The sequence below is a fragment of the Caproiciproducens galactitolivorans genome, assembly GCF_029266045.1.
Taxonomy (GTDB): domain Bacteria; phylum Bacillota; class Clostridia; order Oscillospirales; family Acutalibacteraceae; genus Caproiciproducens; species Caproiciproducens galactitolivorans.
In genome coordinates, this window is record NZ_JAJUFJ010000009.1 from 30938 (window position 1) to 55853 (window position 24916).

At 48.7% G+C, this 24916-nt stretch carries 24 protein-coding genes, 1 tRNA gene and 1 other annotated feature; of the genes, 12 read left to right on the forward strand and 13 right to left on the reverse strand.

The features are described from left to right. Window positions 1–109: 109 nt before the first annotated feature. The 5 genes from P9B68_RS07760 to hypB all read right to left on the reverse strand — a co-directional run bounded on the left by P9B68_RS07760 (window position 110) and on the right by hypB (window position 5822). Window positions 110–832 carry an MBL fold metallo-hydrolase gene (locus P9B68_RS07760; RefSeq protein ID WP_135656443.1) on the reverse strand — a complete coding sequence of 241 codons (723 nt, stop codon included), beginning with the start codon at window positions 830–832 and terminating at the stop codon, window positions 110–112. A gap of 156 nt (window positions 833–988) precedes the next feature. Continuing rightward, window positions 989–2041 carry a DUF5692 family protein gene (locus tag P9B68_RS07765; protein ID WP_135656441.1) on the reverse strand — a complete coding sequence of 351 codons (1053 nt, stop codon included), beginning with the start codon at window positions 2039–2041 and terminating at the stop codon, window positions 989–991. A 41-nt stretch (window positions 2042–2082) separates the two neighbouring features. Further along, window positions 2083–2424: a hydrogenase maturation nickel metallochaperone HypA/HybF gene (locus P9B68_RS07770; protein WP_135656439.1), complete on the reverse strand. Its 342-nt coding sequence runs from the start codon at window positions 2422–2424 to the stop codon at window positions 2083–2085. Between the two features lie 4 nt (window positions 2425–2428). Beyond that, window positions 2429–5113, reverse strand: a complete 2685-nt coding sequence (locus P9B68_RS07775) for an FAD-dependent oxidoreductase (RefSeq protein ID WP_135656437.1) — start codon at window positions 5111–5113, stop codon at window positions 2429–2431. A 37-nt stretch (window positions 5114–5150) separates the two neighbouring features. Beyond that, complete coding sequence (gene hypB / locus P9B68_RS07780; RefSeq protein WP_135656436.1) at window positions 5151–5822, reverse strand: hydrogenase nickel incorporation protein HypB; 672 nt, start codon at window positions 5820–5822, stop codon at window positions 5151–5153. 236 nt (window positions 5823–6058) lie between these two features. Here hypB and P9B68_RS07785 point away from each other — a divergent pair, with 236 nt between their 5' ends. The 6 genes from P9B68_RS07785 (at window position 6059) to P9B68_RS07805 (ending at window position 9186) form a co-directional block, all read left to right on the forward strand. Then, a complete protein-coding gene (locus P9B68_RS07785; RefSeq protein ID WP_277668809.1) occupies window positions 6059–6760 on the forward strand; it encodes a FadR/GntR family transcriptional regulator in 702 nt (233 codons plus the stop codon). Window positions 6761–6989: 229 nt separating this feature from the next. After that, window positions 6990–7328 (forward strand): LysM peptidoglycan-binding domain-containing protein, encoded by a 339-nt coding sequence (locus P9B68_RS07790; RefSeq protein WP_277668810.1) that lies wholly within the window; start codon window positions 6990–6992, stop codon window positions 7326–7328. A 104-nt stretch (window positions 7329–7432) separates the two neighbouring features. Beyond that, a complete protein-coding gene (locus tag P9B68_RS07795; protein ID WP_277668811.1) occupies window positions 7433–7828 on the forward strand; it encodes a glycosyl hydrolase family 18 protein in 396 nt (131 codons plus the stop codon). 183 nt (window positions 7829–8011) lie between these two features. After that, window positions 8012–8266, forward strand: coding sequence for a helix-turn-helix domain-containing protein (locus P9B68_RS07800; protein ID WP_277668812.1), 255 nt, complete (start codon window positions 8012–8014; stop codon window positions 8264–8266). Between the two features lie 52 nt (window positions 8267–8318). After that, entirely contained in the window at window positions 8319–8561 is a 243-nt protein-coding gene (locus tag P9B68_RS11730; RefSeq protein WP_135656430.1) for a LexA family protein, read from the forward strand. Window positions 8562–8757: 196 nt separating this feature from the next. After that, window positions 8758–9186 (forward strand): hypothetical protein, encoded by a 429-nt coding sequence (locus P9B68_RS07805; protein ID WP_135656427.1) that lies wholly within the window; start codon window positions 8758–8760, stop codon window positions 9184–9186. Window positions 9187–9404: 218 nt separating this feature from the next. On the opposite strand, the gene P9B68_RS07810 is transcribed toward P9B68_RS07805, so the two are convergent. The 3 genes from P9B68_RS07810 to thrS form a co-directional block, all read right to left on the reverse strand. Next, window positions 9405–9478 (reverse strand) — tRNA-Gly (locus P9B68_RS07810). A gap of 46 nt (window positions 9479–9524) precedes the next feature. Then, window positions 9525–10034: a DUF4358 domain-containing protein gene (locus tag P9B68_RS07815; protein ID WP_167875220.1), complete on the reverse strand. Its 510-nt coding sequence runs from the start codon at window positions 10032–10034 to the stop codon at window positions 9525–9527. 416 nt (window positions 10035–10450) lie between these two features. Further along, complete coding sequence (gene thrS, locus P9B68_RS07820) at window positions 10451–12391, reverse strand: threonine--tRNA ligase (protein ID WP_135660505.1); 1941 nt, start codon at window positions 12389–12391, stop codon at window positions 10451–10453. Between the two features lie 599 nt (window positions 12392–12990). On the opposite strand from thrS, the gene rny reads away from it, so the two are divergent. The 5 genes from rny (at window position 12991) to recG (ending at window position 19901) form a co-directional block, all read left to right on the forward strand. Beyond that, window positions 12991–14553, forward strand: a complete 1563-nt coding sequence (rny, locus tag P9B68_RS07825; RefSeq protein WP_167875219.1) for a ribonuclease Y — start codon at window positions 12991–12993, stop codon at window positions 14551–14553. 327 nt (window positions 14554–14880) lie between these two features. Next, window positions 14881–15648 (forward strand): TIGR00282 family metallophosphoesterase, encoded by a 768-nt coding sequence (locus P9B68_RS07830; RefSeq protein WP_135660503.1) that lies wholly within the window; start codon window positions 14881–14883, stop codon window positions 15646–15648. 125 nt (window positions 15649–15773) lie between these two features. Next, window positions 15774–16034, forward strand: coding sequence for a stage V sporulation protein S (locus P9B68_RS07835; protein ID WP_135660501.1), 261 nt, complete (start codon window positions 15774–15776; stop codon window positions 16032–16034). A gap of 175 nt (window positions 16035–16209) precedes the next feature. Beyond that, a complete protein-coding gene (locus P9B68_RS07840; RefSeq protein ID WP_135660545.1) occupies window positions 16210–17877 on the forward strand; it encodes a DAK2 domain-containing protein in 1668 nt (555 codons plus the stop codon). Beyond that, window positions 17877–19901 carry an ATP-dependent DNA helicase RecG gene (recG, locus tag P9B68_RS07845; protein ID WP_277668813.1) on the forward strand — a complete coding sequence of 675 codons (2025 nt, stop codon included), beginning with the start codon at window positions 17877–17879 and terminating at the stop codon, window positions 19899–19901. The genes P9B68_RS07840 and recG overlap by 1 nt, the downstream gene beginning before the upstream one ends. A gap of 103 nt (window positions 19902–20004) precedes the next feature. Here the strand turns inward: recG and P9B68_RS07850 are convergent, their stop codons facing one another. Continuing rightward, window positions 20005–20694 (reverse strand): metallophosphoesterase family protein, encoded by a 690-nt coding sequence (locus tag P9B68_RS07850; protein ID WP_135660497.1) that lies wholly within the window; start codon window positions 20692–20694, stop codon window positions 20005–20007. A 152-nt stretch (window positions 20695–20846) separates the two neighbouring features. Between P9B68_RS07850 and P9B68_RS07855 the strand changes: the two genes are divergently transcribed. Then, window positions 20847–22202, forward strand: coding sequence for a D-alanyl-D-alanine carboxypeptidase family protein (locus P9B68_RS07855; RefSeq protein WP_135660496.1), 1356 nt, complete (start codon window positions 20847–20849; stop codon window positions 22200–22202). 322 nt (window positions 22203–22524) lie between these two features. Here the strand turns inward: P9B68_RS07855 and rplL are convergent, their stop codons facing one another. From rplL to rplK, 4 genes are all read right to left on the reverse strand, one after another. Further along, on the reverse strand, window positions 22525–22899 hold the full coding sequence (gene rplL, locus P9B68_RS07860; RefSeq protein WP_135660494.1) for a 50S ribosomal protein L7/L12: 375 nt from the start codon (window positions 22897–22899) through the stop codon (window positions 22525–22527). A 49-nt stretch (window positions 22900–22948) separates the two neighbouring features. Next, window positions 22949–23485, reverse strand: a complete 537-nt coding sequence (gene rplJ / locus P9B68_RS07865; protein WP_135660492.1) for a 50S ribosomal protein L10 — start codon at window positions 23483–23485, stop codon at window positions 22949–22951. A 20-nt stretch (window positions 23486–23505) separates the two neighbouring features. Next, window positions 23506–23647, reverse strand: a sequence feature (ribosomal protein L10 leader region). A gap of 41 nt (window positions 23648–23688) precedes the next feature. Next, window positions 23689–24381, reverse strand: a complete 693-nt coding sequence (gene rplA, locus P9B68_RS07870; RefSeq protein ID WP_135660490.1) for a 50S ribosomal protein L1 — start codon at window positions 24379–24381, stop codon at window positions 23689–23691. Window positions 24382–24441: 60 nt separating this feature from the next. Further along, a complete protein-coding gene (rplK, locus tag P9B68_RS07875) occupies window positions 24442–24867 on the reverse strand; it encodes a 50S ribosomal protein L11 (RefSeq protein WP_135660488.1) in 426 nt (141 codons plus the stop codon). Window positions 24868–24916: the final 49 nt, after the last annotated feature.

Here is a 24916-nt window from a genome sequence, read left to right on the forward strand (position 1 = left end):
ATGTTTTTCCATCTATTCTTTTGTCATTATTTATAATAGCATAGAATAGGAAATTGTCAACTATCATCTTCTTTTCGCGCATATGCTGGTCTTTCCGGATGCGCCCGTTCTATACCGACACCATTTCAAGCTGTGAATGCAAAAAGTCCATCGCTTCTTTCCGGCTCCGGGGCACATCATGTCCGATTAAATAGGTTGTAAAATCGAATGATTTAATATAGGCGATCAAATCCAGTAATCGATCCCGGTCATACTTGCCGTCGCCATAATAATCCTCACAGTCCGAATCGCCGACAACAAGAACTTTTTCTTCCGGGATATAAAGAAAGAGCGAATCCCTGGAATGTGTGGAATCATGCGGTTCCAGCACGCAATGTATCCCCCCGAGGTTAATCTCCACTTTTTCTTTTAATTCAATGTCCGCCGGAATAACGGTGATGTCCCCCAGATTTTCATATTCGCACAAAATACATTGATTACAAAAAGCAATGTCTTCGCCGCGTTCTTCCCGCTCCCGCATTTTCTGTTCCGTCCATTCCCAATTTTGGACTTCCCTGAGCTTTTGGTTTGTTAAAACAGATGCGATTGTTTTCCCGGTGACTGCATGCATTCCAAACGTATGGTCCCAATGCCAATGTGTAAGAACGGTATACGCCGGTTTCCGAAAACCATGCTCCTTTAATTCATGATAGAATTTTTCCACATGCCATTTTGAATTTCCCGCATCAACCGCCAGACTCATCGTATCCCCGTTTATATAATACAAATAAGGCCTGTCCGTCCTTTTTTCCCCCGGAAGAAAGTATATCCTTTCTGTCAGCTTTTTAAGCATATAACCTTTACCCTCCAAATGATTTCCACAACAAAATTCCATTGAAATTAACTCTATCATCAAGAGGCAGCAATGTCAATCCAAAATTCTCCCGGTTTTCATTGCAGCGCGGGAAGCCCGGAAATCCGGACTTCCCGCGCTTTTTACGGTTAGCATTTAAGCGGCAAGGTCTTTAATATTGCTGTATGCCGTAAGGTCTGTGTAAAGCTCCGAGGTATACGGATTGCGTTTTGTCTTGATTACATGGGCTATCATGTAAACAAAGACCGCCACATTGATGAGCAACGCCATCAGGCTCCAGATAAAGAGTGCCGTCGTGTCCGGCGAAGCGGAAGCAACCGTGTAGATGCCGGGCGCCGCCTGCATTGTGTAGCCGTCCGCCGCAAGGAGCCCCTCTTGCATAGCGGCCTGCGCGATGTCATGGCTTGCAGTAGACTGCACCATCCACTTGCTGGCGTCCTGGAAAGAAGGGAAGGTCTGGGCAAACATACACCAAAGGGCCAGCGTCTGCGCGCGATGTTGGAGCCATGCGCCTTTTCCGACTGTGAATGCGCAAAGCGTCGGCGCAAGAAGCAACGCAAAGCCGCAGTACCATGCATGTGTCGGCAGGCAGTTGTACGTATAGGCAAAGTTCCATACGTCATAGGCGATAATCCAGAACCAGAGCATATCGGGCCAAAGCATATCGCGGCTCTTATCTTTTTCAGTCTCCTGACGGATGCAGATTCCAAACCAGCCGGTAATGGTAATGATATTCAGAATTCCGGCGATTCCGTTCATATAGTTCCATGAACCGCCGATGTAATACTGAATCTGATTGTTGGCATATTCAACAACTGGGGTAGTGTAACGGCCGACCTGAAAGTCGCGCGTTACCGCTTCGCAGATATTGATCGCGAGAATGAGCGGAGGGAAGCAAAGGGCAGCCTTGTTTTGAGAAAGCCCTTTCACATGGCGGATACACCAGAAACCGATGCTGCCGGCCGTTGCGGAATAGACTTTCGCCAGATGGAACCAGTCCATATATGCGCTGTCGCGGAAAACTGTCAGCCACATTACCGTAAGCACAATTGGCAGTATCACAAAGAAACTGAAACCGACCCATTTGTATCGGCGGGTCACCTCATTGAGCGCAAAGAGGCTTACGAAAACACAAAGCCAGACTAAAAGCACCAATATGGTCGGAACACCTTCATAAAACACAAACATAGCAAACTCCTCCTTTATAAAATAAAATATACCATCTGTTTTTAGCGGCAGACGATTTCTCTGACGATCATGTCATTGCCCTCAAGAATCTCCAGATCCTGGCCGCCGCATCCGGGGCATTGCAGATCATTCGCCGCGGCGTTGAAAATCCGTCCGCACCCGCGGCATTTAACAATGCCCGGCACAACAACAAGCTCCAGTTTCGTATTCTCCATAAAGGTTTTGTAAACGGCGGCGGGATAGCACTGCTCCAAATAGCTAGGGACAATACCGGAAAGCTCTCCGACCTCGATCACGATCTTTTCGACTTCGGTCAGCCCTTCTTCCCGCACAATTCCCTCCACAGTATGGACAAGCGCACTGATGATCCCGAGTTCATGCATGAAATCAGTCCTTTCCGAGCCTTTCCTTTACCGCTGTGGCAACGATTTTTCCGCTGCGGCGAATGGCGTTGCCCGCAATTTTAACGGGCAGCTTTTCGTAAAAGCCGGGCACGGTATGGCGGGTTTTTTCAAGGTGGATGGCGTCGAATTTGCATTTTGTCGTGCACATGCCGCATCCAACGCACATATAGCTATCCACCTGCACCGCGCCGCAGCCAAGGCAGCGCTCCGTTTCCTTTTTCAGCTGTTCCTCTGTAAAGGTCAGCCTGTCATCTGCAAATTTATCTTTTTTTACAGGGGAATGTCCGGCACGCTGGCGCGGCGTCATGTCATAGCTGATATTCGACAGGTCAATATTCGATTTATCAAAGGCATGGTACTCTTTCCTGTCACGCCCAAGCGTCAGCGTCTGCCCGGGCTGCACAAAGCGGTGAATGGAAATCGCGCCCTCTTTTCCGGCCGCAATCGCGTGAATCGCGAATTTCGGCCCCGTGTAGCAATCTCCGCCCACAAAAATATCCGGTTCGTCCGTCTGGAAGGTAAGGCCGTCCGCCTGCGCGGTGTTTCCCCTTCCAAGCTTCACCTTGCTGCCTTCCAACAGGCCGCCCCACTGAATGGACTGGCCGATGGAAAGTAGCACCGTATCCGCCTCGACAGTAATTGTGTCTTTTTCGTCGTACTGCGGGGCAAAACGGTGATCTTTGTCAAAAACAGAAACACAGCGCTTGAATTCCACACCGGTTACTTTCCCGTCTTTTGTAAGGATACGTTTCGGCCCCCAGCTATTGTGAAACACAACGCCGTCACGTTCCGCTTCCTCTTTTTCGTCGTCAAGCGCGGGCATTTCCTCGCGGCTTTCCAAGCAGTACATGGACACGGAGTCCGCCCCTTCGCGCACAGCGGTGCGCGCCACGTCAACCGCCACGTTGCCGCCGCCGATGACCACAACCTTGCCCGAAAGCTTTGCTTCGTGCCCAAGGTTGACTTCGCGCAGGAAATCGACGCCGGAAATCACGCCCTGTGCGTCTTCGCCCTCAACACCGAGCTTTCTTCCTCCCTGCGCGCCGATGGCGAGGTAAAACGCTTCGTAGCCTTCGCGTCGAAGCTCGTCAAGCGTGATGTCGCGGCCGACCTCGACGCCCGTTTTAAACTCTACACCCATGTCACGCAAAACGCTGATCTCCGCGTTCAGCACATCTTTTTCCAGACGGAAAGAGGGGATTCCTAGTGCGAGCATACCGCCCAGTTTTTCCTGCTTTTCAAAGACGGTAACGCGGTAACCGTCAATTGCAAGGTAATAGGCGCAGGAAAGGCCCGCCGGGCCGGCGCCTACAATTGCAACTTTATTGCCCAGATGATAGCGCATGGGCGGTATGTAACGCGAGGAGCTCTCAAGCTCCTTATCCGCAATGAACTTCTTGATTTCATCGATGGCGATCGGCTCATCTATGTTGCCACGGGTGCATTCGCTTTCACAAGCGTGCGGGCAGATACGGCCGCAAACAGCCGGGAAAGGATTTTCTTTCTTGATCAGTTCCAGGGCTTCTCTATAACGGCCCTGCGCCGCCAGCTTAATATATCCCTGAACGGCAATATGGGCAGGGCAGGCTGTTTTACAGGGAGCTGTTCCCTCCTCCGCAACATCCTTGCGGTTTTCGCGGTAGTCCTTGTTCCAGTTCGTTTCGCGCCAGACATGGTTCCGCGCCGTATGAACCTTATGTTCAGGCGCGGGATTTTTCGCACATAAACGCTGCCCTAGCCGGAGCGCATTGGTGGGACAGTTTTCCACGCACTGGCCGCAGGCAACGCACTTTTCCGGGTCGGATACGGCGGTGAAGTTGGAGCGGATCCCATCCGGCGTATTAAAGAGCGTTGCTAAGCGCATGGAAAAGCAGGCGCAGCCGCAGCAGTTGCAGATTGCCGCAGATTCGCCGAGTCCGTCCGTATGAGGCATCTCGTGCATCAAACCGTTGTCCTCGGCAAATTTGAGGATTTCTTCGACTTCTTTACGGCTGACCTGCCGCCCGCGCCCGGTACGAATATAATACTCCGCGCCGGTCCCCATCTGGATGCAGATTTCTTTTTCGAGATGACCGCAACCTTCGTTCAGCACCCGGCGGGACTGCCGGCAAGAGCAGTCCGAAACACTATATGTATCATATTTGTCAAGGTAATAGGAAAGGTGTTCCCACGGCTCCGTATCGGGAATGTCCTTGATTGCGCTTTCAACGGGGATTACGCGCATCATGGCAAGTCCTTCCGGAAAGAGCGGTGCCATCGGCGCGAGCCGCCTGCGGGTGTATTCCTCAAACGCCTTGCCGATTTCCGGATGAGCTGCGAGCTGCTCGCGGTTATTTACCATCATCTCAAGCATGCCGGGCGCGAAAATATTCACAAAGTAACGGTCCTTGCCGTCCTTCTCCGTCCAAACCTTACAAACACCGGTTTCCGCCAGTTTATCCAGCAGCTTCTGTGTCTCTTCGCGGGACTTGCCGCATTTTTCAACGACATACTCGAACGTACGCGGCTTACGCAGCCCGATTGCCAGCGCCACATCAGCCATGTCATCCGTTACCACAGCATTGAGTGAATAATATTCGGGGGTGTTTTCGTCTATCTTATTCATCGCCCCTGCAATGCCGCCCACCATTTTCGCAAGCTTTACAATCTTCGGTCTTAATTCTGCCATTGTTGCTTCCCTCCATTCAGAATGTTACCGGTATCGTTTACGGGCTCCTCCATGCCGTTACCTCATTGCACAGCCAGTCGATCCACTTGTCTATTCCCTCTCCCGTACGCGCGCATACCGGGATGATTTTTGCCTTCGGGTTGCGCATCCGGATATTCGCGCTGCATTTTTCCATATCAAAATCAAAGTATGGAAGGACGTCTGTTTTATTGATGATTACGACATCGCACACAGAAAAAATCAAGGGGTATTTCAGCGGTTTGTCGTCCCCTTCCGGCACGGAGAGGATCATTGCGTTTTTCACCGCGCCGGTATCGAACTCCGCCGGACAGACGAGATTCCCCACATTTTCCAAAATCGCAAGTTCCACGTCGTCGGTCCCAAGTGCTTCAAGCCCCTGCCGGGTCATGTCTGCGTCAAGGTGGCACATACCGCCCGTATGCAGCTGAATCACTTTCGCGCCGAAGCTTTCGATGGTTTTGGCGTCCACATCCGAATCAATATCCGCTTCCATCACACCCACCTTCAGCTTTCCGTCCAATGCTTCAATGGTTCGGGACAGAAGGGTGGTTTTTCCCGCGCCGGGGCTTGACATCAGGTTCAGTAGAAAGACCTTTTGTTTTTTTAACTCCTGCCTCAGCTCCTCGGCCCGACGATCATTGTCCGCAAAAACACTCTGCCTGACCTGCAGAACTTTAAATCCGTTCATTCTTTCACGCTCCTTTTGAATGAATACGATCTGACGTAAAGCTAAGCTGTGGCTTTACCAGATAATCATCTAACCATTTATGCATATGTAGATAGTATAATAAATATAAAAAAATCACAATAATTTTGTTATAATTTCAACATTTTATACAATTATAATTCCTTGAATCCAGTTGTATTGTATGGTAAAATCGCCTTGGTCTTGGTCATACCACTGCCCACAAAGGAGGCTTTTCCATGGAATTTCAAAAACTTAGTGCGCCAAGCCTTAAGGAATTGTTTATCCGCCAAATCCGAGAAAGCATTTTGTCCGGGCAGGTTTCGGTCGGCACGCGGCTGCCGCCGGAGCGGGAGCTCGCGCTGCAGATGCAGGTCAGCCGCGCGGTGGTAAACAGCGGCCTTACGGAGCTTGAACATCAGGGATTTCTTGAAATACGCCCGCGCCAGGGCGTGTTCGTGGCGGATTACGGCAGGAACGGCAATATCAGCACGCTGAACGCCATTATGGAATACCACAGCGAAACGCTCGGCCGGGCCGAGATTCGTTCCATACTGGAGGTTCGCCGCGCGCTGGAACATCTGGCGACGGATGCCGCAATCGAAAACGCCAGCGCAGAGGATATGGATTGCCTTGAACGCCTTGCCGCGAATGTGGAAGCCGCCGGTTCAATCAACCAGACGATTGAGGCGGCCTTTGCTTTCCACCACGAGCTGGCCGTGGTAGGCAGCAACAGTATCCTGCCGCTGATTTATATATCCTTTAAGCCCGTTGTTTCCCAGCTCTGGCTGCGGTACTGCCGCCGCTATGGTGCGGATTCGCTTTCCGACAGCACGCGTGCCCTTGCGGAATGCGTTATTGCCCGCGACCGCGAGGCTGCACGCCGCTGTACGGATGAGCAGCTTGACAACTGCATTTACGGAAACAGACAAATATACTGAGTATACCATTATATGCCGCCCGTAAATTAAATTAAGAAGAGCAAACTGTATGCGGATGCTTTCCCGGAAAATCAGAATCATGAACCACCCTTGGCGTACGCTTCTAAATCGCCTGATTCCTGCTGCCCTAAAGAAAGAAGACCACAGGAATTTTATTTCCGTAGGCATATTGGGGCTGCGGGCATAAATTGCAAGGAATATTCTGGTTTTTTTATGCTATTATGGCAGATTGCGAATAGCTACAACGTCCCGATGGGAGTCCATCATATCCGCCAACGGGATTTATAATCCGGATGTGCTGGTCGTGGACGAAACGCTGGTCATCCCGTTGGAAGGTGTCGTTTACATCGTGCAGCCGGGGGAAACGCTGTGGCTGATTGGGCAGCGTTATAATATCCCCCTGCAGAACCTGATACAGGTAAACCGAATCGACGACCCGAACAGGATAGCCCCTGGCATGCTGCTCATCATTCCGAGTAAGACGAGGCCGGTCATCCGCGTGAACGGGCACATCTACATGCTCGGGCGGGCTGCCGTTCCGATGTCCGTAAGGACGGCGGTTATCTGACTTACCTTAGCCCGTTTACCCATTTAATAAAGGAGGACGCAAGCCTGCAGGTCATTGACAACGGCCCGGCCCTTCAAGCTGCGGTATCGCAGATGGGCGTTCCGATGATGGCCGTCACAAACTTTACCGCAACCTCAAGAGGCGAGAATCTGGCGTCGATTCTATTGAACAACCCTGAAAAAACCGGACAGTTTTTGGATAATATCATCGATATCATGCGGCAAAAAGGGTATAAAGGCCTGAACATCGATTTTGAAAACGTACTTCCGAATGACCGTATGGCCTATAATCGCTTTTTGAAGCAAGCTGCGGCGCGGATGCACGCCAACGGTTATTTCCTTCCCACCGCCGTTGCACCGGAAATCGAACCGGAGCAGTCGGGGCTTTTGTACGAAGCCCACGATTATCCAGCGCACGGCCGAATCGCCGATTTCGTGATTCTGATAACCTATGAATGGGGATACCGGAAAGGCCCGCCGCAGGCGATTTCGCCAGTATAAGGAAATGATGCCCTTCCCACCGAGTTTAACTCTCATTAACCGCTATCAATCTCTCGCCTCCAATTTTGTAACTTATCGCGTAACAAACAATAGTGCGCGTAACTTCCCTTGTCAAGTAACTTTTTAATCTGAAAAACATGTTGCAAAATAAGTGATTTTTGCTATTATAGAAAACAAGAGCAGGTGATAAGAACGATAGGGGACAATATCCGTAGAAAAAGAAAAGAAAAAGGATTGACTCTCGATGACCTGGGAAAGCAAGTTGGCGTAAACCGGCAAACCATACAGCGATACGAAAGCGGAGTTATCAGCAATATTCCGTCCGATAAAATTGAAAAAATGGCCAGCGCTCTCGGATGTTCTCCGTCCGACCTGATGGGTTGGGATAAAGAAAATGATCATAACATCCTCCCCATTACTGGAATGGTCCAATCGTAGGCACTATTCCTGCCGGGACCCCTGTTCTAGCTACAGAAAATATTGAGGTTATATGCCTCCCTTGGTTAAAAACCCAGAAGAATATTTTGCTTTGCGCGTCCATGGAAAAAGCATGATAAACGCAGGTATCCCGGACGGGTCGCTTGCGCTGATTCATCAACAGCCATGCGCTGAAAATGGGCAAATTGTCGCTTGCCGGATTAATGGCGATGGAGCAACGCTTAAGCGTTTTAAAAAATTGGAGATACCGTCGTACTCATGCCGGAGAATCCTGATTTTCAGCCGATCGTCGTAAAATGCTCTGATTTTGAGAACGGATATGCTGAGATTATCGGCATTGCAAAGCAAGTCATAACCGATTTGAAATAGAAAAGTCGCCCTTCCCTACTTGCGATAGGGAAAGGCGGCAATAAGAGAAATTCTGTCAGAGAATTCCTCAAATACATTGTAGCATATCGTTCCGATATATCAATTACTTGGAGGAAAAGAAAATGAAAACAAGATTGGTTAGTCTGCTTCTATGTCTCATCATGTGCTTTTCTTTCGTGCCCAATACGGGCTATGCGGCAAAACGCGCTACTTATCATCCAAAAACCACATCCTCGGCAACCGTTAAAAAAGCCATAAAGAAACCAGTTAAAACAACGAAAAAAGCTTCCGTCAAAAAGGTCACCAAAAAGTCTACCGGTAAAAAAAACGCTACAAAAACTGTCAAAAGGCCCGCTGTTAAAAATAAAACGGTTGCGCAAAAAGCAAGCGCGCCTGCTCAGTCCCAAACGGTTTATTGGGTAGATCATACAAATATATATCATTCCTCAAAGAACTGTAGAACGCTAAGAAAATCAAAAGCAATACATAACGGAACCATAAAGCAGGCAAACCGTGCCGGACATAGCAGGCTCTGCAAAGTATGCGGATAATGGGTAATTTTGAAAATCCCTATTTCCGCTTCGATCCGGAATAACGAAAATCACAACCAGCGTTTGTTTCCGGCAACAGAATCGGTAAGCACTAAATCTGCAAGATAAAAGCCCGCCGAGCGGTCGGCGGGTTAAACGGGTAAAATCGTATTTTAAAGAGAAAAAAATAAAACCGCACCAAACAGCCGAAAAATGGCTACCTGGTGCGGATTTTTGATTGGAGCGGGAGAGGGGAATCGAACCCCCGTCATCAGCTTGGGAAGCTGATGTTCTACCATTGAACCACTTCCGCGTGCTTCTTATTTTACCATAAACCGACGGCAGAATCAAGTATTAATTTACTTGAACAAATCATTAAAAAATTTCCCGTCTGCCGACGCATTACTTCCGACGCTGACAAGAACATATCTTCCCTTTTGTACAATTACATAATTTTTCAAGAAATTGTATTGTGTCGGATTCAATCCCTTAAAGCCCGCCGCCTTGGAATTGATGTGATCCGTCACAGCATCCTTTAACTCTTCAAACTTACTTTTATCCTGCAGCAAAAAACACGCAAGCTCTGCTGCACTATCGGAAGACTTGCTCATATAAAGCGAACTGTCGGAAATCACACCATCAGGAATACTGTAATGCCTGTAAAGCTGGTTCGGGCTAACTTCAACCAGATCGGTATAATGCATTTCGCTGATAATACTTTCCGTAATCCTGGACGGCGCGGGGCCTTTCGCATTTTCCTTTCTATTTTTAAACACAATAAACACACTGACGAAAACCGCAATGGCAACTGCTAGAACGAGAACCGAAAAAATCATCCATTTTTTTCTATCCATTACGATTTTATTCAAATTCTCGCCCCCTTGATTTATGTATATTGCACCATAGAAAAACAGTAAAAACTTATCCAAGTAATTATAGCATAGAAAATCCACAAATATAGCCATTATCTTAAAATTAACGAAAAAATTTTTATAGAAAGCATCCATGCCGTTTTTTTAGCGTCTACTTTACATAAAACTGATTATTTTCAGAATATGAGATCGAAGAATTTCATTTTTTCAACATTTTCAACAGAGTTTTCAACAATTAAACATAGGTATATTCGAAACTTTTCCCGATTTTCAACTTATGAGACCGGCGGTTGAAAAAAAACGGTTGAAAAAAATGCGGTTCTATTAGTTAACATAATTACAGAATAACCGGTTTGGTAAAAAGGTAAACAAAAACCGGATAGAAAATCCATCCGGTTTCTTTGCTACTATTATTAGTCAATCGCTTTTGTTGCTACTTGTTCCGTCGCTTTTGCCAAAAACGCATCAATCGGCATGGACCCGATATCGCCATCCTTGCGGCTGCGCACGGAAACCGTGTTCTCCTGTGCTTCCTTATCCCCAATTATGAGCATATACGGGATCTTCTGAAGCTGGGCTTCGCGAATCTTATACCCGATTTTCTCATTGCGGGTATCGCAGGTTACCCGAAATCCGGCCGCTTGCAGCTTTTTAACAACTTTATCGGCATCCGTATGCAAACGCTCGCTGATCGGCAACACCCTGATCTGCTCCGGCATCAGCCACATTGGAAGCGCACCGGCATATTTTTCAATCAGCAACGCGAGTGTGCGCTCGTAACAGCCGATGGAAGTACGATGAATGATATAGGGGTTCTTTTTCTTGCCATCTGCATCCACATATTCCATACCGAATTTCTCGGCCAACATCTGGTCGATCTGAATCGTAATTAAGGTATCCTCTTTACCGAATACGTTCTTAATCTGAATATCCAGCTTCGGACCGTAGAACGCCGCCTCGCCAATGCCTTCCACAAACGGAATATTCAGATGGTTCAGGATCTTGCGCATGATACCCTGGGCCTCGTTCCACTGTTCCTCCGTACCGATATATTTCGTACGGTCGTTCGGATCCCACATGGAGAAGCGGTAGGAAACGTCTTCATACAGACCGAGCGTTTTCAGCATAAAGATTGCGAGCTCCAAACAACCTTGGAATTCACTTTCCAGTTGCTCGGGCGTGCACATCAAATGGCCTTCGGATATTGTGAACTGCCGCACGCGGATCAATCCGTGCATTTCGCCGGACGCCTCGTTGCGGAAAAGAGTGGACGTTTCGTTATACCGGAGTGGCAGGTCGCGATATGAACGGTTTTTGTTCAAATAGGCCTGATATTGGAAGGGGCAGGTCATCGGGCGCAATGCGAAAACTTCGCTGTCCTTTTCCTCATCCCCAAGGACAAACATGCCGTCCTTATAATGATCCCAGTGCCCGGACAGCTTATAAAGATCGCTCTTCGCCATATACGGCGTTTTTGTCAGCTGCCAGCCGCGCTTTTGCTCCTCGTCTTCAACAAAGCGCTGCAAAATCTGAATTACGCGCGCGCCGTTCGGAAGCAAAATCGGCAGTCCCTGCCCGATCAGGTCGCAGGTTGTAAAATACCCTAACTGGCGGCCCAATACATTATGGTCGCGCTTTTTGGCTTCCTCCACCTTTGCAAGGTATTCTTCCAGTTCACTCGCCTTCGGGAAGGAAATGCCGTAAAGGCGCTGGAGCATTTTGTTCTTGGAGTCCCCGCGCCAGTAAGCGGCCGTATTCGCCGTCAGTTTTACGGCTTTGACACAGCCCGTGCTTATCAGGTGCGGCCCGGCGCAAAGATCCGTATAATCACCCTGCTGATAGAACGAAATCTTCTCCCCTTTTCCGGCGTGTTCGTCAATCAGCTCTAGCTTGTAAATCTGGTGCTCCTTTTCCATTAACGCCCGTGCTTCGTCGGAAGCCAGCTCAAAGCGTTCGATCGGAATATTTTCCTTAATGATTTTCTTCATTTCCGCTTCAATTTTCGGCAAGTCCTCCGGAGTAAGGGAGCGGTCCAAATCAATATCGTAATAGAAGCCGTTTTCAACCGCCGGACCGATTGCAAAGGCAGCGTTTGGGAACAGATGCTTTACCGCCTGTGCCATGATGTGGGCGGTTGTATGCCAATACGCCTTTTTCCCCTCCGGATGCTCAAAGGTCAGAATCTCCACCTCGCAGTCCGCTGTAATCGGCGTGCGGAGATCAACGACCTTACCGTCAATTTTTCCGACACAAGCGGCTTTGTACAGCCCCATTCCAATGGATTTCGCTATTTCAGCAACGGTAATGCCGCTTTCAAACTCTTTTACTTCGCCTTTCAAACTTACCTTTACCATATCTTTCACTCCTTAGATGAATTACCAAAATAAAAAAGCTTCACCCCACAGCATGGGGCAAAGCGATTGTTTGCGGTTCCACCCAATTTCAACGGACTTCTAACTTAAAATATAAAAACAAAGAAACCCGTCCTCGTGGCGGCGGATAACGGCGCCAACCGGCATGCCTTACGCCAAACGCTTTCGGCACGCACTCGGAGGTGGTGGCCCGATTTCAATTGCTGCGGGTGCTTACAGCATACGCGCCCGCTCTCTGGTGCAATTTTTCGAAATTAGACTTCCTCTTCAACGCATTAAACATATTTTTCTATGTATTCTGTATATTAGCACCGGTTAACAAACTTGTCAATAGAAACAATTTGGAAATTTTATCATTTTCGACATTATACTTGGTTCCCATGATGATCTTCAACAAAACTTGATAAGGAAATTATATAGACAATTCTTCTGATAATAATCAATATTTCTTGACATTCGGGTATTGGACGTAATACAATTATGTGTATAATGCACGAATATGCATTTATGGGCTTAACGCACCCATCCGAAATGATTAAAACAAAAAATATGAAAGAAAAAAGACAAGGAGGTGCCAATGATTGACCACAGTTAGCTTAACGACATGTATTATCATCGCGCTTGTTTGCGCGTTGATTACCGGCATAGCTGCATTTCTGGGCGGTATCAGCCATCGGAAAAAGCAAGCTGAGTTCACGATCGGTTCCGCTGAGCAGGAAGCGAAAAGAATTGTCAGCGACGCGATAAAAACAGCCGAAGCGAAAAAAAAGGAAGCCGTTCTGGAAGGTAAAGATGAAATCCACCGCCTAAGAACCGAGGCCGAGCGTGAACTGAACGAACGCCGCAAGGAAGTACAGCGTCAGGAACGCCGCATACAGCAAAAAGAGGAAACCCTTGACAAAAAGATGGAAAGTCTGGAAGCCAAGGACGAAATCCTAACGAATAAGAATAAACAAGCTGATGAACGGCTTGCAGAAGCCGAAGCTGTAAAGAAGAGCCAGTTTGATATGCTGGAACGCATATCCGGTTTTACGGTTGATCAAGCAAAAGACTATTTACTAAAGAACCTGGAAGACGAGCTTATACATGAAAAAGCCGTCAAACTCATGGAATTCGAACAGCAGACCCGCGAGGAAGCGGAGAAGACCGCAAGGGAAATTATTTCAATGGCAATTCAGAGATGCGCCGCAGATCATGTGGCGGAGGCCACCATTTCCGTTGTACCGCTGCCAAACGATGAAATGAAGGGCCGCATTATCGGACGTGAAGGTCGGAATATCCGGGCGATTGAAACGCTTACCGGAGTTGACCTGATCATTGACGATACGCCTGAGGCAATTACCCTTTCCTGTTTCGAACCGGTGCGCCGCGAGGTGGCCCGCATAGCGCTTGAGCATTTGATTGCAGACGGCAGAATTCATCCTGCAAGGATTGAGGAAACAATCGAGAAGGCACGCCGCGAGGTGGATGCCACCATTAAGCAGGAAGGCGAGCGTGCTGTTATTGAATCCGGAGTGAATGGAATCCACCCCGAACTGATCAAACTGCTGGGACGGTTGCGTTACCGTACCAGTTACGGACAAAATGTATTAAACCATTCGCTGGAAGTTTCTTTCTTATCTGGTGTGATGGCTTCCGAACTCGGTTTGGATCCGGCAATCGCACGCCGGGCAGGTCTATTGCATGATATCGGCAAATCACTTGATCATGAAATCGAAGGTTCCCATGTTGACATTGGCGTTGACGTGGCTCGCAAATACAAGGAAAGCGAAACCGTTATTCACGCGATTCAGGCGCATCACGGCGACGTGGAAGCGAAAACCGTTATCGCCTGCATTGTTCAGGCAGCCGACGCGATTTCCGCCGCAAGGCCGGGTGCAAGACGCGAAAATCTGGAAAACTATATCAAACGGCTTGAAAAGCTGGAAGAAGTTGCTTCTTCGTTTGAGGGCGTCGAACGGTGCTTCGCGATTCAGGCAGGACGCGAAATTCGCGTAATTGTTAAGCCCGAGATGATTACCGATGATAAAATGGCACTTTTGGCACGTGATATTTGCAACAAAATTGAAAGTGATCTTGAGTATCCGGGCCAGATTAAGGTAAACATAATTCGCGAAAGCCGCGCGATTGAATACGCGAAATAGTATTTCAATCACGCTTTTATGGGGAGTAGTATTTTAGGGGGACAGTACTGGGCTGTTCCCCTAAAATTATGCAGAGAAGCCCTTTGGCTTTTGCCATTACAAATTTATCCGCGTATTTTAAAGGTCGGGCAACCCAAAAACTTTATCCGATTGCATTTTAAGCAACCATAGCAGCACGCATTTTATGAATTATCAAAATAAGGATCCTGCAAAATCAAGATTATGCATTTCTAGGATTTACTTGTAAAAAATAAACTGTTACAATATTCTATAAGACTGCAAACGCCCGTGATATCAGGCATTTGTACAGAAAGTAGGCTTATCATTATGAATATTCTTGCGATCGGCGATGTGGTGGGCAGTATTGGCTCCCGTTTTCTTCGCGCACATCTCCCCCACTTAAAGAAATTGAAAGGAATTGACCTGGTGATAGCCAACGGGGAAAACTCAGCAGACGGAAACGGCCTTACCCCCGCATCGGTTCAGTTTCTGTTCGACAGCGGCGTCGACGTTATCACGGCGGGCAATCACAGCTTCCGGAGAAAAGAAAGCTACGAATTGTACGATTCGTGCGAATACCTTCTGCGCCCCGCCAACTTTCCTCCCAGCGCCCCGGGCAAGGGCCTTTGTATTGTAGATATGGGCAGGACACAGATCTGTGTAATCAATCTGATGGGCACGATTTACATGGACGGGCTGGATTCTCCCTTTGACGAGGCGGATCGCCTTCTTGCAAAAGAGCTTCCCCCGATTACTTTGATTGACTTCCATGCAGAGGCTACAGGAGAAAAACGTTCCTTCGGCTACTATATGGACGGGCGCGTCTCCGCTGTTTTCGGCACGCACACCCATGTTCAAACTGCGGACGAATGCATTCTTCCCAATGGAACCGGATATATTTCCGACCTTGGCATGACGGGCCCGATTCAATCGGTCCTCGGCGTAAAGCCGGAGCTGGTGATTGAAAAAATGCGGACAAAAATGCCCGTCCGTTTTGCGCTTGCTGAAGGAGATTGCAGGATGGACTGCGCTTTATTTCATATCGATGACAAAAGCGGGAAAACCCTGTCGGTAGAACGGATTCAGATTCAATAGACGCTTCGTTGGTTTCTACAGTTTTATTTTAGGAATTTAATTGTTTTTAGTAAATAATACTTGCAAATCTTCTCATTTCGTTCTATGATGGTACTATCGATTTTGCTATAGTCTGGAGGATGCCTATGGAAATCTTAAAAGTATCATCAAAATCAGCCCCCAATTCCGTCGCAGGTGCAGTTGCAGGAGTCATTCGCGAAGAGGGATCCGTCGAGCTGCAAGCCGTCGGCGCCGGTGCAGCCAATCAGGCTATCAAGGCCATTGCAATTGCGCGCGGATACTTAGCCCCGTCAGGGATTGACATTGTCTGTATCCCTGCCTTTGCTAGTGTCGTGATTGGCGATGAAGAACGTACTGCAATTAAGCTGATTGTAGAACCAAGATAATATGGATCCCTTATCATATCCTCACGTCTGTGAGGATATTTTTTTTGGAGAGTTTCAACATTTCTCCCTATTTTTCGACTAAAATTTAAAGATTGAATCTGAAACTGCTCTATGTTATAATATTAGGATGAAATATACAGTAGGCAAATATGTGAATTTTAGGGAGTGCTGAATGGTGATAAATGGAACTGACCTGTGCAACGCTATCATTTCAGGTGCTAATAATATTGTAAAACATAAAACAGCCGTTGATGAATTGAACATTTTCCCTGTTCCTGATGGCGACACCGGTACCAATATGTCTATGACAATGAGTTCTGCCGCAAAAGAGCTTACAATAAACGGGAGCGGTACAGCAGCCGAAGTCGCCCAGCGGGCAGCTTCAGCCATGCTCCACGGCGCAAGGGGCAATTCCGGCGTTATCCTGTCCCTTTTATTTCGCGGCTTTGCAAAAGGAATTGAGGGTATGGAGGAAATCGGCGGCTCGGATCTTGCCAACGCTCTTGGAGTCGGCGTGGAGGCCGCTTATAAGGCCGTTATGAAACCAACGGAGGGAACCATTCTTACCGTCTCCCGTGTTGCCTGCGAAAAAGGGAGAGCCGCAGCGGCAATTGATGACGACGCCGTATACGTATGGAGTGCAATCTGCAAGGGCGCCGCAGAGGCGCTTGAAAAAACACCGGAGCTTCTCCCCGTACTGAAAAAAGCAGGTGTGGTGGACGCCGGCGGAAAGGGGCTGTGCTGTATCTTCGACGGGATGCTGAGTGTTTTCCGCGACGGCACAGTGATTGAAAATGAAACCGGCTCGCAGGAGGAAACGTCTCTGGAAAGCGACTTTTTCCGCAACGCGGCGGCGGAATTCGATCAGGATATCCGTTTCACCTATTGCACCGAGTTTATTGTAGGGCGCGATGAGGACTGTAAAAAAGCCCCGCAGGAGCTGCGTTCTTATTTGGAAACCATCGGCGACTGCGTTGTGGTCGTTGACGATGAGAAAATCATAAAGGTTCATGTTCACACCGAAGAGCCGGGCAACGCGCTGCAGGCGGCTCTGGAGTTTGGTCAGCTTCTGACGGTAAAGATCGAAAACATGAAGGAGCAGCACCGTAAGGCGGCCGAGGCGAATGAGCAGGCCAAGGCAAAGGCGGCTTCCGCCCCTTTAACGCCCGCTGATCCTGTGGAGGAAATCGGGTTTGTCGCAGTCGCAGCCGGGGAAGGCTTAAAAACCCTCTTTACCGATCTGGGCTGCACACATGTCGTCAGCGGCGGGCAAACAATGAACCCCAGTACCAACGATATACTTGCAGCGGTAAAAGCGACGCCAGCAAAAACGGTTCTGGTACTGCCCAATAATAAAAATATTATCATGGCTGCCGAACAAACCATTCCGCTAGTAAAGGATCGCAAGGTCATCATCTTGCCCACACGCACCATTCCACAGGGCCTGTCCGCTATGCTGGCTTATGATCCCGACGCCTCAACCGAATCGAATACCATCAACATGATGGAAGCTGCCGGAAACGTACAAACCGCTACCGTTACGTTCGCCGCGCGCGATTCCGAGTTCGGCGGACATAAAATCAAAGCCGGGGATATTCTTGGGCTGAACAACGGAAAACTTGAGTTAATCGAAAAGGATATCGTACACACCTGCGTGAAGCTGACCCGCTCCATGGTAAACCGCAGCACCTCGTTTATCACGATCATTTACGGTGCGGATGTAACCGAAAAGCAGGCAAACGAAGCCTATAACCGGATTAAGAGCAAGGTTTCGAATGAAACCGAGGTTACGCTTGTCAACGGCGGACAGCCGATTTACTATTTCATTGTTTCAATAGAGTAATGCGTTCGTTATTTTCGATAAAAATAGAGGAATTAAAAGGCGTCGGCGAGAAGCGCGCCAAGCTGTTTGCAAAGCTTGGCGTGCCGACCGTCGGCGCTTTGCTGCGTTATTATCCGCGCGCTTACGAGGATTGGAGCGAGCCGCTGTCGATCCGGCAGGCTCCCCTGGACGTCCCTTGCGCCATACGCGCCACCGTTTTGCAGCGCCCTTCGGAAGCCCGCATACGCGGCGGCATGACCCTTTACAAGGTCAAAGTAAGCGATGGCGAAAGCGACATGGAGCTTACGTATTTTAATAACCGGTATATCCCCTTAATGTTAAAAGAGGGAAAGCAATATATTTTTTACGGTAAGGTGAAAGCAAATTTCTCAAAGCGGGAAATGACGGCACCCGAATTCGCCGACGCCGCGAAGGGGCCCGGCGTCCATCCGATTTATCCGCTGACGCAGGGGCTCTCCAGCCGCATTATTGAATCCGTAGTGCAAAATGCGCTGGAATTGCTGCCCGACGCGATGCAGGATCCCATTCCGGAAGCCATTCGTATGAAATACGGGCTTTGCCACCTGCGCTACGCCTTGGAAAACATTCACTGCCCCCGCGCAATGAAAGATATGGAAATTGCCCGGCGGCGTCTGGTCTTTGAAGAGCTTCTAATACTCCAGCTGGGGCTTCTCCGCTTAAAAGGCCGCAGCCGCACCGAAAACCGCCTCAGGCTTCTTCGAGATGATTCGGACGGATACTTTCGCCTGCTTCCGTTTAAGCCCACAGAAGCCCAGCGGAGGGCCGTAAAAGAAGCGGTAGCCGATATGATGGGCAGCCATCCGATGAACCGCCTGATTCAGGGGGACGTCGGTTCCGGCAAAACCGCGGTTGCGGCGGCACTTTGCTACTGTGCCGCCCGCGGCGGCATGCAGGCGGCACTCATGGCTCCCACGGAAATCCTCGCTCGGCAGCACTATGACACTCTGTCTTCCCTCTTAAAAGGCGTGCATACCGAACTTCTGACCGGCTCGCTCACCGCAGCCAAAAAACGGGCGATCACAAAAGGGCTGCAATCCGGCGAAATCCAGCTTATCATCGGCACACACGCACTTCTTTCCGAGGACATTGCTTTTCAGCGGCTGGGCCTAGTCATTACCGACGAACAGCACCGCTTCGGTGTGGCACAGCGCGCCGCGCTTGCCTCGAAAGGCGACCATCCGCACACGCTGGTCATGAGCGCAACCCCCATACCCCGCACGCTTGCCTTGATGATTTACGGGGATTTGGATATTTCGGTTTTGGACGAAATGCCGCCCGGCAGGCAGACAGTCGACACCTATGCCATTTCCGGGGACAAACGCCTGCGGGCTTTCCGCTTTATTAAGAAGCAGATCGATGCGGGCCGACAATGCTACATCATCTGTCCGATGATCGAAGAAGGGCAGAACGATATGGCCAGCGTAAACGAATACGCGCAGAAAGCGCGGGAAGAATGGCTTCCCGGCTGCAAAATCGGTGTGCTAAACGGCAAGATGAAGGCAAAGGAAAAGGAATCCGTAATGGAGGACTTTTCCAAAGGAAAAATCTCCGTGCTAATTTCCACTACTGTGGTAGAAGTCGGCATGGATGTGCCAAACGCCACCGTTATGATGATTGAAAACGCCGAGCGCTACGGGTTGTCCCAGCTGCATCAGCTCCGGGGACGCGTCGGGCGTGGGGCCCATAAATCCATCTGTATATTAATTTCCGACGCACAGAATGAAGACACCGTTGCGCGCTTAAAAACCATGTGCCTTACGAACGATGGATTCCGCATTGCCGAACAGGATTTAAAGCTGCGCGGCCCCGGCGATTTCTTCGGCCACCGCCAACACGGCCTCCCGGAATTGAAAATCGCCGACATGACGCAGGATGTGAATGTTTTAAAGCAGGCGCAGGCCGTAGCCCGGGAAATTCTTCGTGAGGACGCAGAGTTAAGCTCCCCCGCCCACCGCGGGCTTCGTGCCGAGGTACGCCAGCTTTTTAAAAATAAAACGGATTAAAATCTGCTGCCCAAAATCGCTACACAATTTCATAAGCTTTTTTTGCCACACAACAAACCCAGTCTCGGAATCACAACGGATTCCAGGACTGGGTTAATTAAAATTACCGGTATCTTTTCTTCTGTATTTCTTCCACAGGTAAGACTTCCTCAAAAACGGCATAATTCCGGTATGTTATTTTCCGGTCGATATGCAGAGAGCCGAAAAACCATTTTTCAAATTTCACCTGTTTGGCAAGCTGCTCGAAATAGGCTTCGAGCTGATTGGTGTTTTCCGGCGGGTTCACCGTATTGGTCATAACGCGGGGCGCCGGTTCATGCGTAATAATATAATCTACCGCCATACCGACCGCTGAAAGATTTTTCACACCGGCTGCCATTTCCTCCATGCTTGGCATCTCGCGTTCCCACCATTTTCCTGCGGCAATGCGTATTCGCTTTTCCGTGCTTTCCCCGCCGCCGAATGTAAAAATCTTTTTCCCCTCGATCGTATACACCTGCCCGCGCATCAAATGGTATAAATTTCCGCTGATATTCTGTACAAGACCTCCGTTCCATTCGGTTATGGGATATTTGTCAAGGAGGTCAAAATTCTCATGCGAACCGTCTAAAAAAAGAAGGTTGTATTTTTTCTTTCCCAATTTCCGCAGGTTTTTCTCTTCCTTTGCGCCTCCGTCCCATAGAAAGCCGAAGTCCCCGCAAACAATAAGCGTATCCCCTTTTTTTAATTTTTTTACGGCACGAGACTCAAAGCGGCACATCTCCCCGTGTGTGTCCCCTGTTATGTAAATCACTTTCAAACCTCCAGTAAAATCTTACAATATTATTAACAATTCCAAACTGCACTTTATCTTTTGCAGAATTGCTGTTATACTAATTCATGTTCACGTATTGAATTTTTTCTTGAACTTTAAACATATAATAGCACATCGGAGGAAAAAGTTCCATGAAAAAAAAGCTGCTTAAAGCGTCTGCTTGTCTCCTGACTTTCTTGCTTTTATTAACGCCGGTCACGGCCCATGCCGCAACGTTTAATATTGGATTCAAAACAAATTGCGAGGCAATTGAACTGGTCAATTTGGATACAGATACTGCCGTTTACGAAAAGAACCCGGATATGCGCCGGGAACCGGCTTCCCTTACCAAAATTATGACGTTCATTGTCGTCAGCGAACAAATCAAGGATCTTGACGGCACAAAAATAACGGTTAGCAAAGAGGTCGTCGATAAGCTGCTGGGGACGGGAAGCTCGCTTTCCGGAATCAAGGAAGACGATCAGCTCACCGCGTTCCAGCTTTTGAACTGTATGCTGGTTCCCAGCGGAAATGACGCGGCGCTCGTACTGGCGGACTATGTGGGAAAGGGCGACGTTGACGCCTTTGTGGACCTAATGAATCAAAAGGCAAAGGCACTCGGCTGCACCGGAACGCATTTTGCAAACCCGCACGGACTTCATGATGAGAACCATTATACCACAGCGCGCGACTTATACAAAATCACAAAATATGCCATGAGCCTTCCTCATTTCACCGAGATCACTTCGCAAACGCGTTACACTTATAAACCGGTTGGCGGCCCGAATGCGGACAAAGCGCGCACGCTTTCTACTACCAACTATTTAATTGACCGTAACGCACTAGGAGGACAATACTACTACCGTTATGCCCGCGGAATTAAGACGGGGCATCACGACCAATCCGGTTACTGCCTTGTTTCGACCGCGACGGCGGACGGCTATACCTACCTCTGTGTGGCGTTAGGAGCCCCAGATGTGACCGCAAGCGGCAAGGAGATTAAAACACGCGGCGAAATGCTTGATACGGCGGCGCTGTTCCGCTGGGCCTTCCGCAATCTGGAACTGAAAAGCATCCTGAGCACCGGCGATTCGGTTGGTGAAGTAAAGCTGAAAGACGCATGGAATAAAGACAAACTGCTGCTTGTCGCGGAAAAGAATTACTCCGCAATGCTTCCGAGCAATGTTTCGGCCAGCAGTGTCATTATCACGAAGAATATACCCGATACAATCAGCGCTCCGGTTAAAAAAGGGCAGGTTATCGGTACGGCAACCCTCAGCTACGCCAACCAGCCCCTCACCACGATTAATCTTGTTGCTGCTGAAAGCGTGGAACGAAGCGAGCTTCTACACTCCGCGAATACGGTAAAATCCATTCTCACATCGGTTTGGTTCATTGTCGTCGCAAGCATCATTGTCCTGCTTGTTATCATTTATATTATTTTGGCTTTGATTTATAACCGTAAAAAGAAGAATCTCCGCCGGGTAAAAAAATACAGAAATATGTAAACTTTAGGCCATCGAATAAATCATAAGCGGCCCCCCGGAACAACCGAGGGGGCATGTGCGTGAGCAATTTTTTCGGATGTTACCCAAGGCGCTTGGCGCTTTTCTTACGGCTGCCGCTTCTCTCTCCCCCTACTCCATTTTCAATACACAAAAACACAAAAGACAATGGCAAAATTCGGGCCAGAAGCGGAAATGAGGCCGATTTACGCGCATTCACCGCTAAAGCTATGCTGAAGCACCCGCAACTTAACTTTAGGCTTGTTATATCAAAAAAGCCCCTGCTGCCTTTCGGCAGCAGGGGCTTTGAACATGAAAAATCAAATTATTTGACTTCGACTTCTGCGCCAGCCTCAGTAAGCTTCGCCTTAATTGCTTCTGCATCGTCCTTGGAAACGCCTTCTTTAACAGGCTTCGGAGCACCGTCAACAACTTCTTTTGCTTCCTTAAGACCAAGGCCTGTGATTTCGCGAACAACCTTGATGACCTGGATCTTGTTTGCGCCAGCAGCCTTGAGAATAACGTCAAATTCTGTCTTCTCTTCAGCAGCGGCAGCAGCCGGAGCAGCAGCAGCGGCAACAGCAACCGGAGCAGCAGCGGAAACGCCAAACTCTTCTTCCAGAGCCTTTACGAGCTCGGAAAGCTCAAGAACAGTAAGGGATTTTACATCTTCAATTAATTTTACAACTTTATCAGACATTGTTAGTTACCTCCAATAATTTAAAAATTTATAGATAGGATCGGGATCCTTATGCATTGGCAGCCTGTTTCTCTGCAATAGCGTTCAGAGCAACAACCAAACCCTTCATTGTGCCGTTCAGCACGGTGACGAAACCGGTAATCGGAGCATTGAGCCCGCCCAGAGCCTTTGCAACCAAAACCTCTTTGGAAGGCAGTTCCGCTAACTCCTTAATTGCTTTTGTGTCAATCGCGGCGCCATCAATGAAACCTGCTTTGATTTTAAAGGTTTTATTGTTTTCAGCAAACTTCGACAGAATTCTCGCGCTGGCTACATGATCTTCCGCATTGAGTGCGATTGCGGTCGTACCTTCTAGGACATTGTCCAGGCCCTCAATCCCCGCCTCTTTCAAAGCAAGACGGAGCAATGTGTTCTTAACAACCATGTAATTGCTGCCAGCCTCGCGCAGATCCTTACGGAGCTTTGTATCCTGTGCAACGGTTACGCCTTTATAATCAACGATAACGCCTGCACATGCATTCTTCAGGCTCTCCGTCAAAGCGGACACGGCTTGTTTCTTTTTCTCTAAGATTTTTTCACTTGGCAAATGTATTCACCTCCACAACTGGAATCACATAAAAAGCCCTTCCCACATACCGCGGGAAGGGCGTAAATACACAACGTGTAAAAACAGCTCTCTCCTCGGCAGGCTGGGAAAAACCCATTAAGCGAACGCGCCTGCTGTCTTTGGAATAAAGAACAGCAGTATTATACTAGCACAGGCACAGGTACCTGTCAAGCTTTTTGTTATCAGCCAACCTTGTTCGGGTTGATTCTGATACCGGGACCCATTGTTGAAGCAACAACGCAGCTCTTGATATACTGGCCTTTGGAAGCGGCCGGCTTTGCCTTAACAATCGCACCAAGCAGAGCGTCAAAGTTTTCTAGCAGCTTCTGGCCGCCGAAAGACACCTTGCCGATGGAGCAGTGGATGATGTTAGTCTTGTCGAGACGGTATTCGATCTTACCGGCTTTCGCGTCTGTAATTGCCTTGCCGATCTCACGTGTTACCGTACCGGCCTTCGGGTTCGGCATTAAACCGCGGGGACCGAGGACTTTACCTAAACGACCAACCAGACCCATCATATCCGGGGTTGTAATCAAAATATCGAAATCCATCCAGTTTTCATTCTGGATCTTCTGGATCATTTCCTCTGCGCCGACAAACTCCGCTCCGGCAGCTTCCGCTTCCTTCGCAGCGTCGCCCTTGCAGATAGCAAGTACACGGACTTTTTTACCGGTACCGTGCGGCAGAACAATTGCGCCGCGAACCTGTTGGTCAGCATGGCGGCTGTCTACGCCCAATTTGATGTGAACTTCAACAGTTTCATCAAATTTTGATGTCCCGGTCTTTACGCAAAGATCAAGCGCTTCGTTTGCATCATAAAGTTTTGTACGGTCGACCAGCTTTAAGCTGTCAACATATTTTTTACCGTGTTTCATTGGTTTTCCTCCCTATTGAGTGGTAAAATCGGAGTAGAAAAGTTCCTCCCACCCGGGTGATCAATCTACGACTTCAATGCCCATGCTGCGTGCCGTACCGGCAACCATGCTCATAGCGGATTCAATAGAAGCCGCGTTCAAATCGGGCATTTTTGTTTCAGCAATTTTCTTAACCTGCTCGCGGGTAATCTTTGCAACCTTTTTCTTGTTCGGTTCACCCGAAGCAGTTTCAATTCCGCAGGCCTTCTTAATCAAGACGGCAGCCGGCGGGGTCTTTGTAACAAAAGTAAACGAACGATCCGCATAAACTGTAATGATAACCGGAATAACCAGTCCTACGTCATTCTTTGTGCGTTCGTTGAATTCTTTTGTAAAAGCCATGATGTTGACACCGTGCTGACCGAGAGCCGGTCCAACAGGCGGCGCCGGGGTTGCTTTGCCAGCAGGTATCTGGAGCTTAATAAAGCCCGTAACCTTTTGAGCCATTTTTTTGCACCTCCAAAATTCGTGGTAGATGGCGGAGCGGACGAAAAAA

Coding starts and splice junctions, on each gene's coding strand:
- recG (WP_277668813.1), top strand. CDS start 17,877: ATGCGTTCGTTATTTTCGATAAAAATAGAGGAATTAAAAGGCGTCGGC.
- P9B68_RS11730 (WP_135656430.1), top strand. CDS start 8,319: ATGCCTCCCTTGGTTAAAAACCCAGAAGAATATTTTGCTTTGCGCGTC.
- P9B68_RS07855 (WP_135660496.1), top strand. CDS start 20,847: ATGAAAAAAAAGCTGCTTAAAGCGTCTGCTTGTCTCCTGACTTTCTTG.
- P9B68_RS07785 (WP_277668809.1), top strand. CDS start 6,059: ATGGAATTTCAAAAACTTAGTGCGCCAAGCCTTAAGGAATTGTTTATC.
- P9B68_RS07835 (WP_135660501.1), top strand. CDS start 15,774: ATGGAAATCTTAAAAGTATCATCAAAATCAGCCCCCAATTCCGTCGCA.
- P9B68_RS07830 (WP_135660503.1), top strand. CDS start 14,881: ATGAATATTCTTGCGATCGGCGATGTGGTGGGCAGTATTGGCTCCCGT.
- P9B68_RS07805 (WP_135656427.1), top strand. CDS start 8,758: ATGAAAACAAGATTGGTTAGTCTGCTTCTATGTCTCATCATGTGCTTT.
- P9B68_RS07760 (WP_135656443.1), bottom strand. CDS start 832: ATGCTTAAAAAGCTGACAGAAAGGATATACTTTCTTCCGGGGGAAAAA.
- rplL (WP_135660494.1), bottom strand. CDS start 22,899: ATGTCTGATAAAGTTGTAAAATTAATTGAAGATGTAAAATCCCTTACT.
- P9B68_RS07770 (WP_135656439.1), bottom strand. CDS start 2,424: ATGCATGAACTCGGGATCATCAGTGCGCTTGTCCATACTGTGGAGGGA.
- P9B68_RS07775 (WP_135656437.1), bottom strand. CDS start 5,113: ATGGCAGAATTAAGACCGAAGATTGTAAAGCTTGCGAAAATGGTGGGC.
- rplA (WP_135660490.1), bottom strand. CDS start 24,381: ATGAAACACGGTAAAAAATATGTTGACAGCTTAAAGCTGGTCGACCGT.
- hypB (WP_135656436.1), bottom strand. CDS start 5,822: ATGAACGGATTTAAAGTTCTGCAGGTCAGGCAGAGTGTTTTTGCGGAC.
- thrS (WP_135660505.1), bottom strand. CDS start 12,391: ATGGTAAAGGTAAGTTTGAAAGGCGAAGTAAAAGAGTTTGAAAGCGGC.
- rplK (WP_135660488.1), bottom strand. CDS start 24,867: ATGGCTCAAAAGGTTACGGGCTTTATTAAGCTCCAGATACCTGCTGGC.
- P9B68_RS07765 (WP_135656441.1), bottom strand. CDS start 2,041: ATGTTTGTGTTTTATGAAGGTGTTCCGACCATATTGGTGCTTTTAGTC.
- P9B68_RS07795 (WP_277668811.1), top strand. CDS start 7,433: ATGATGGCCGTCACAAACTTTACCGCAACCTCAAGAGGCGAGAATCTG.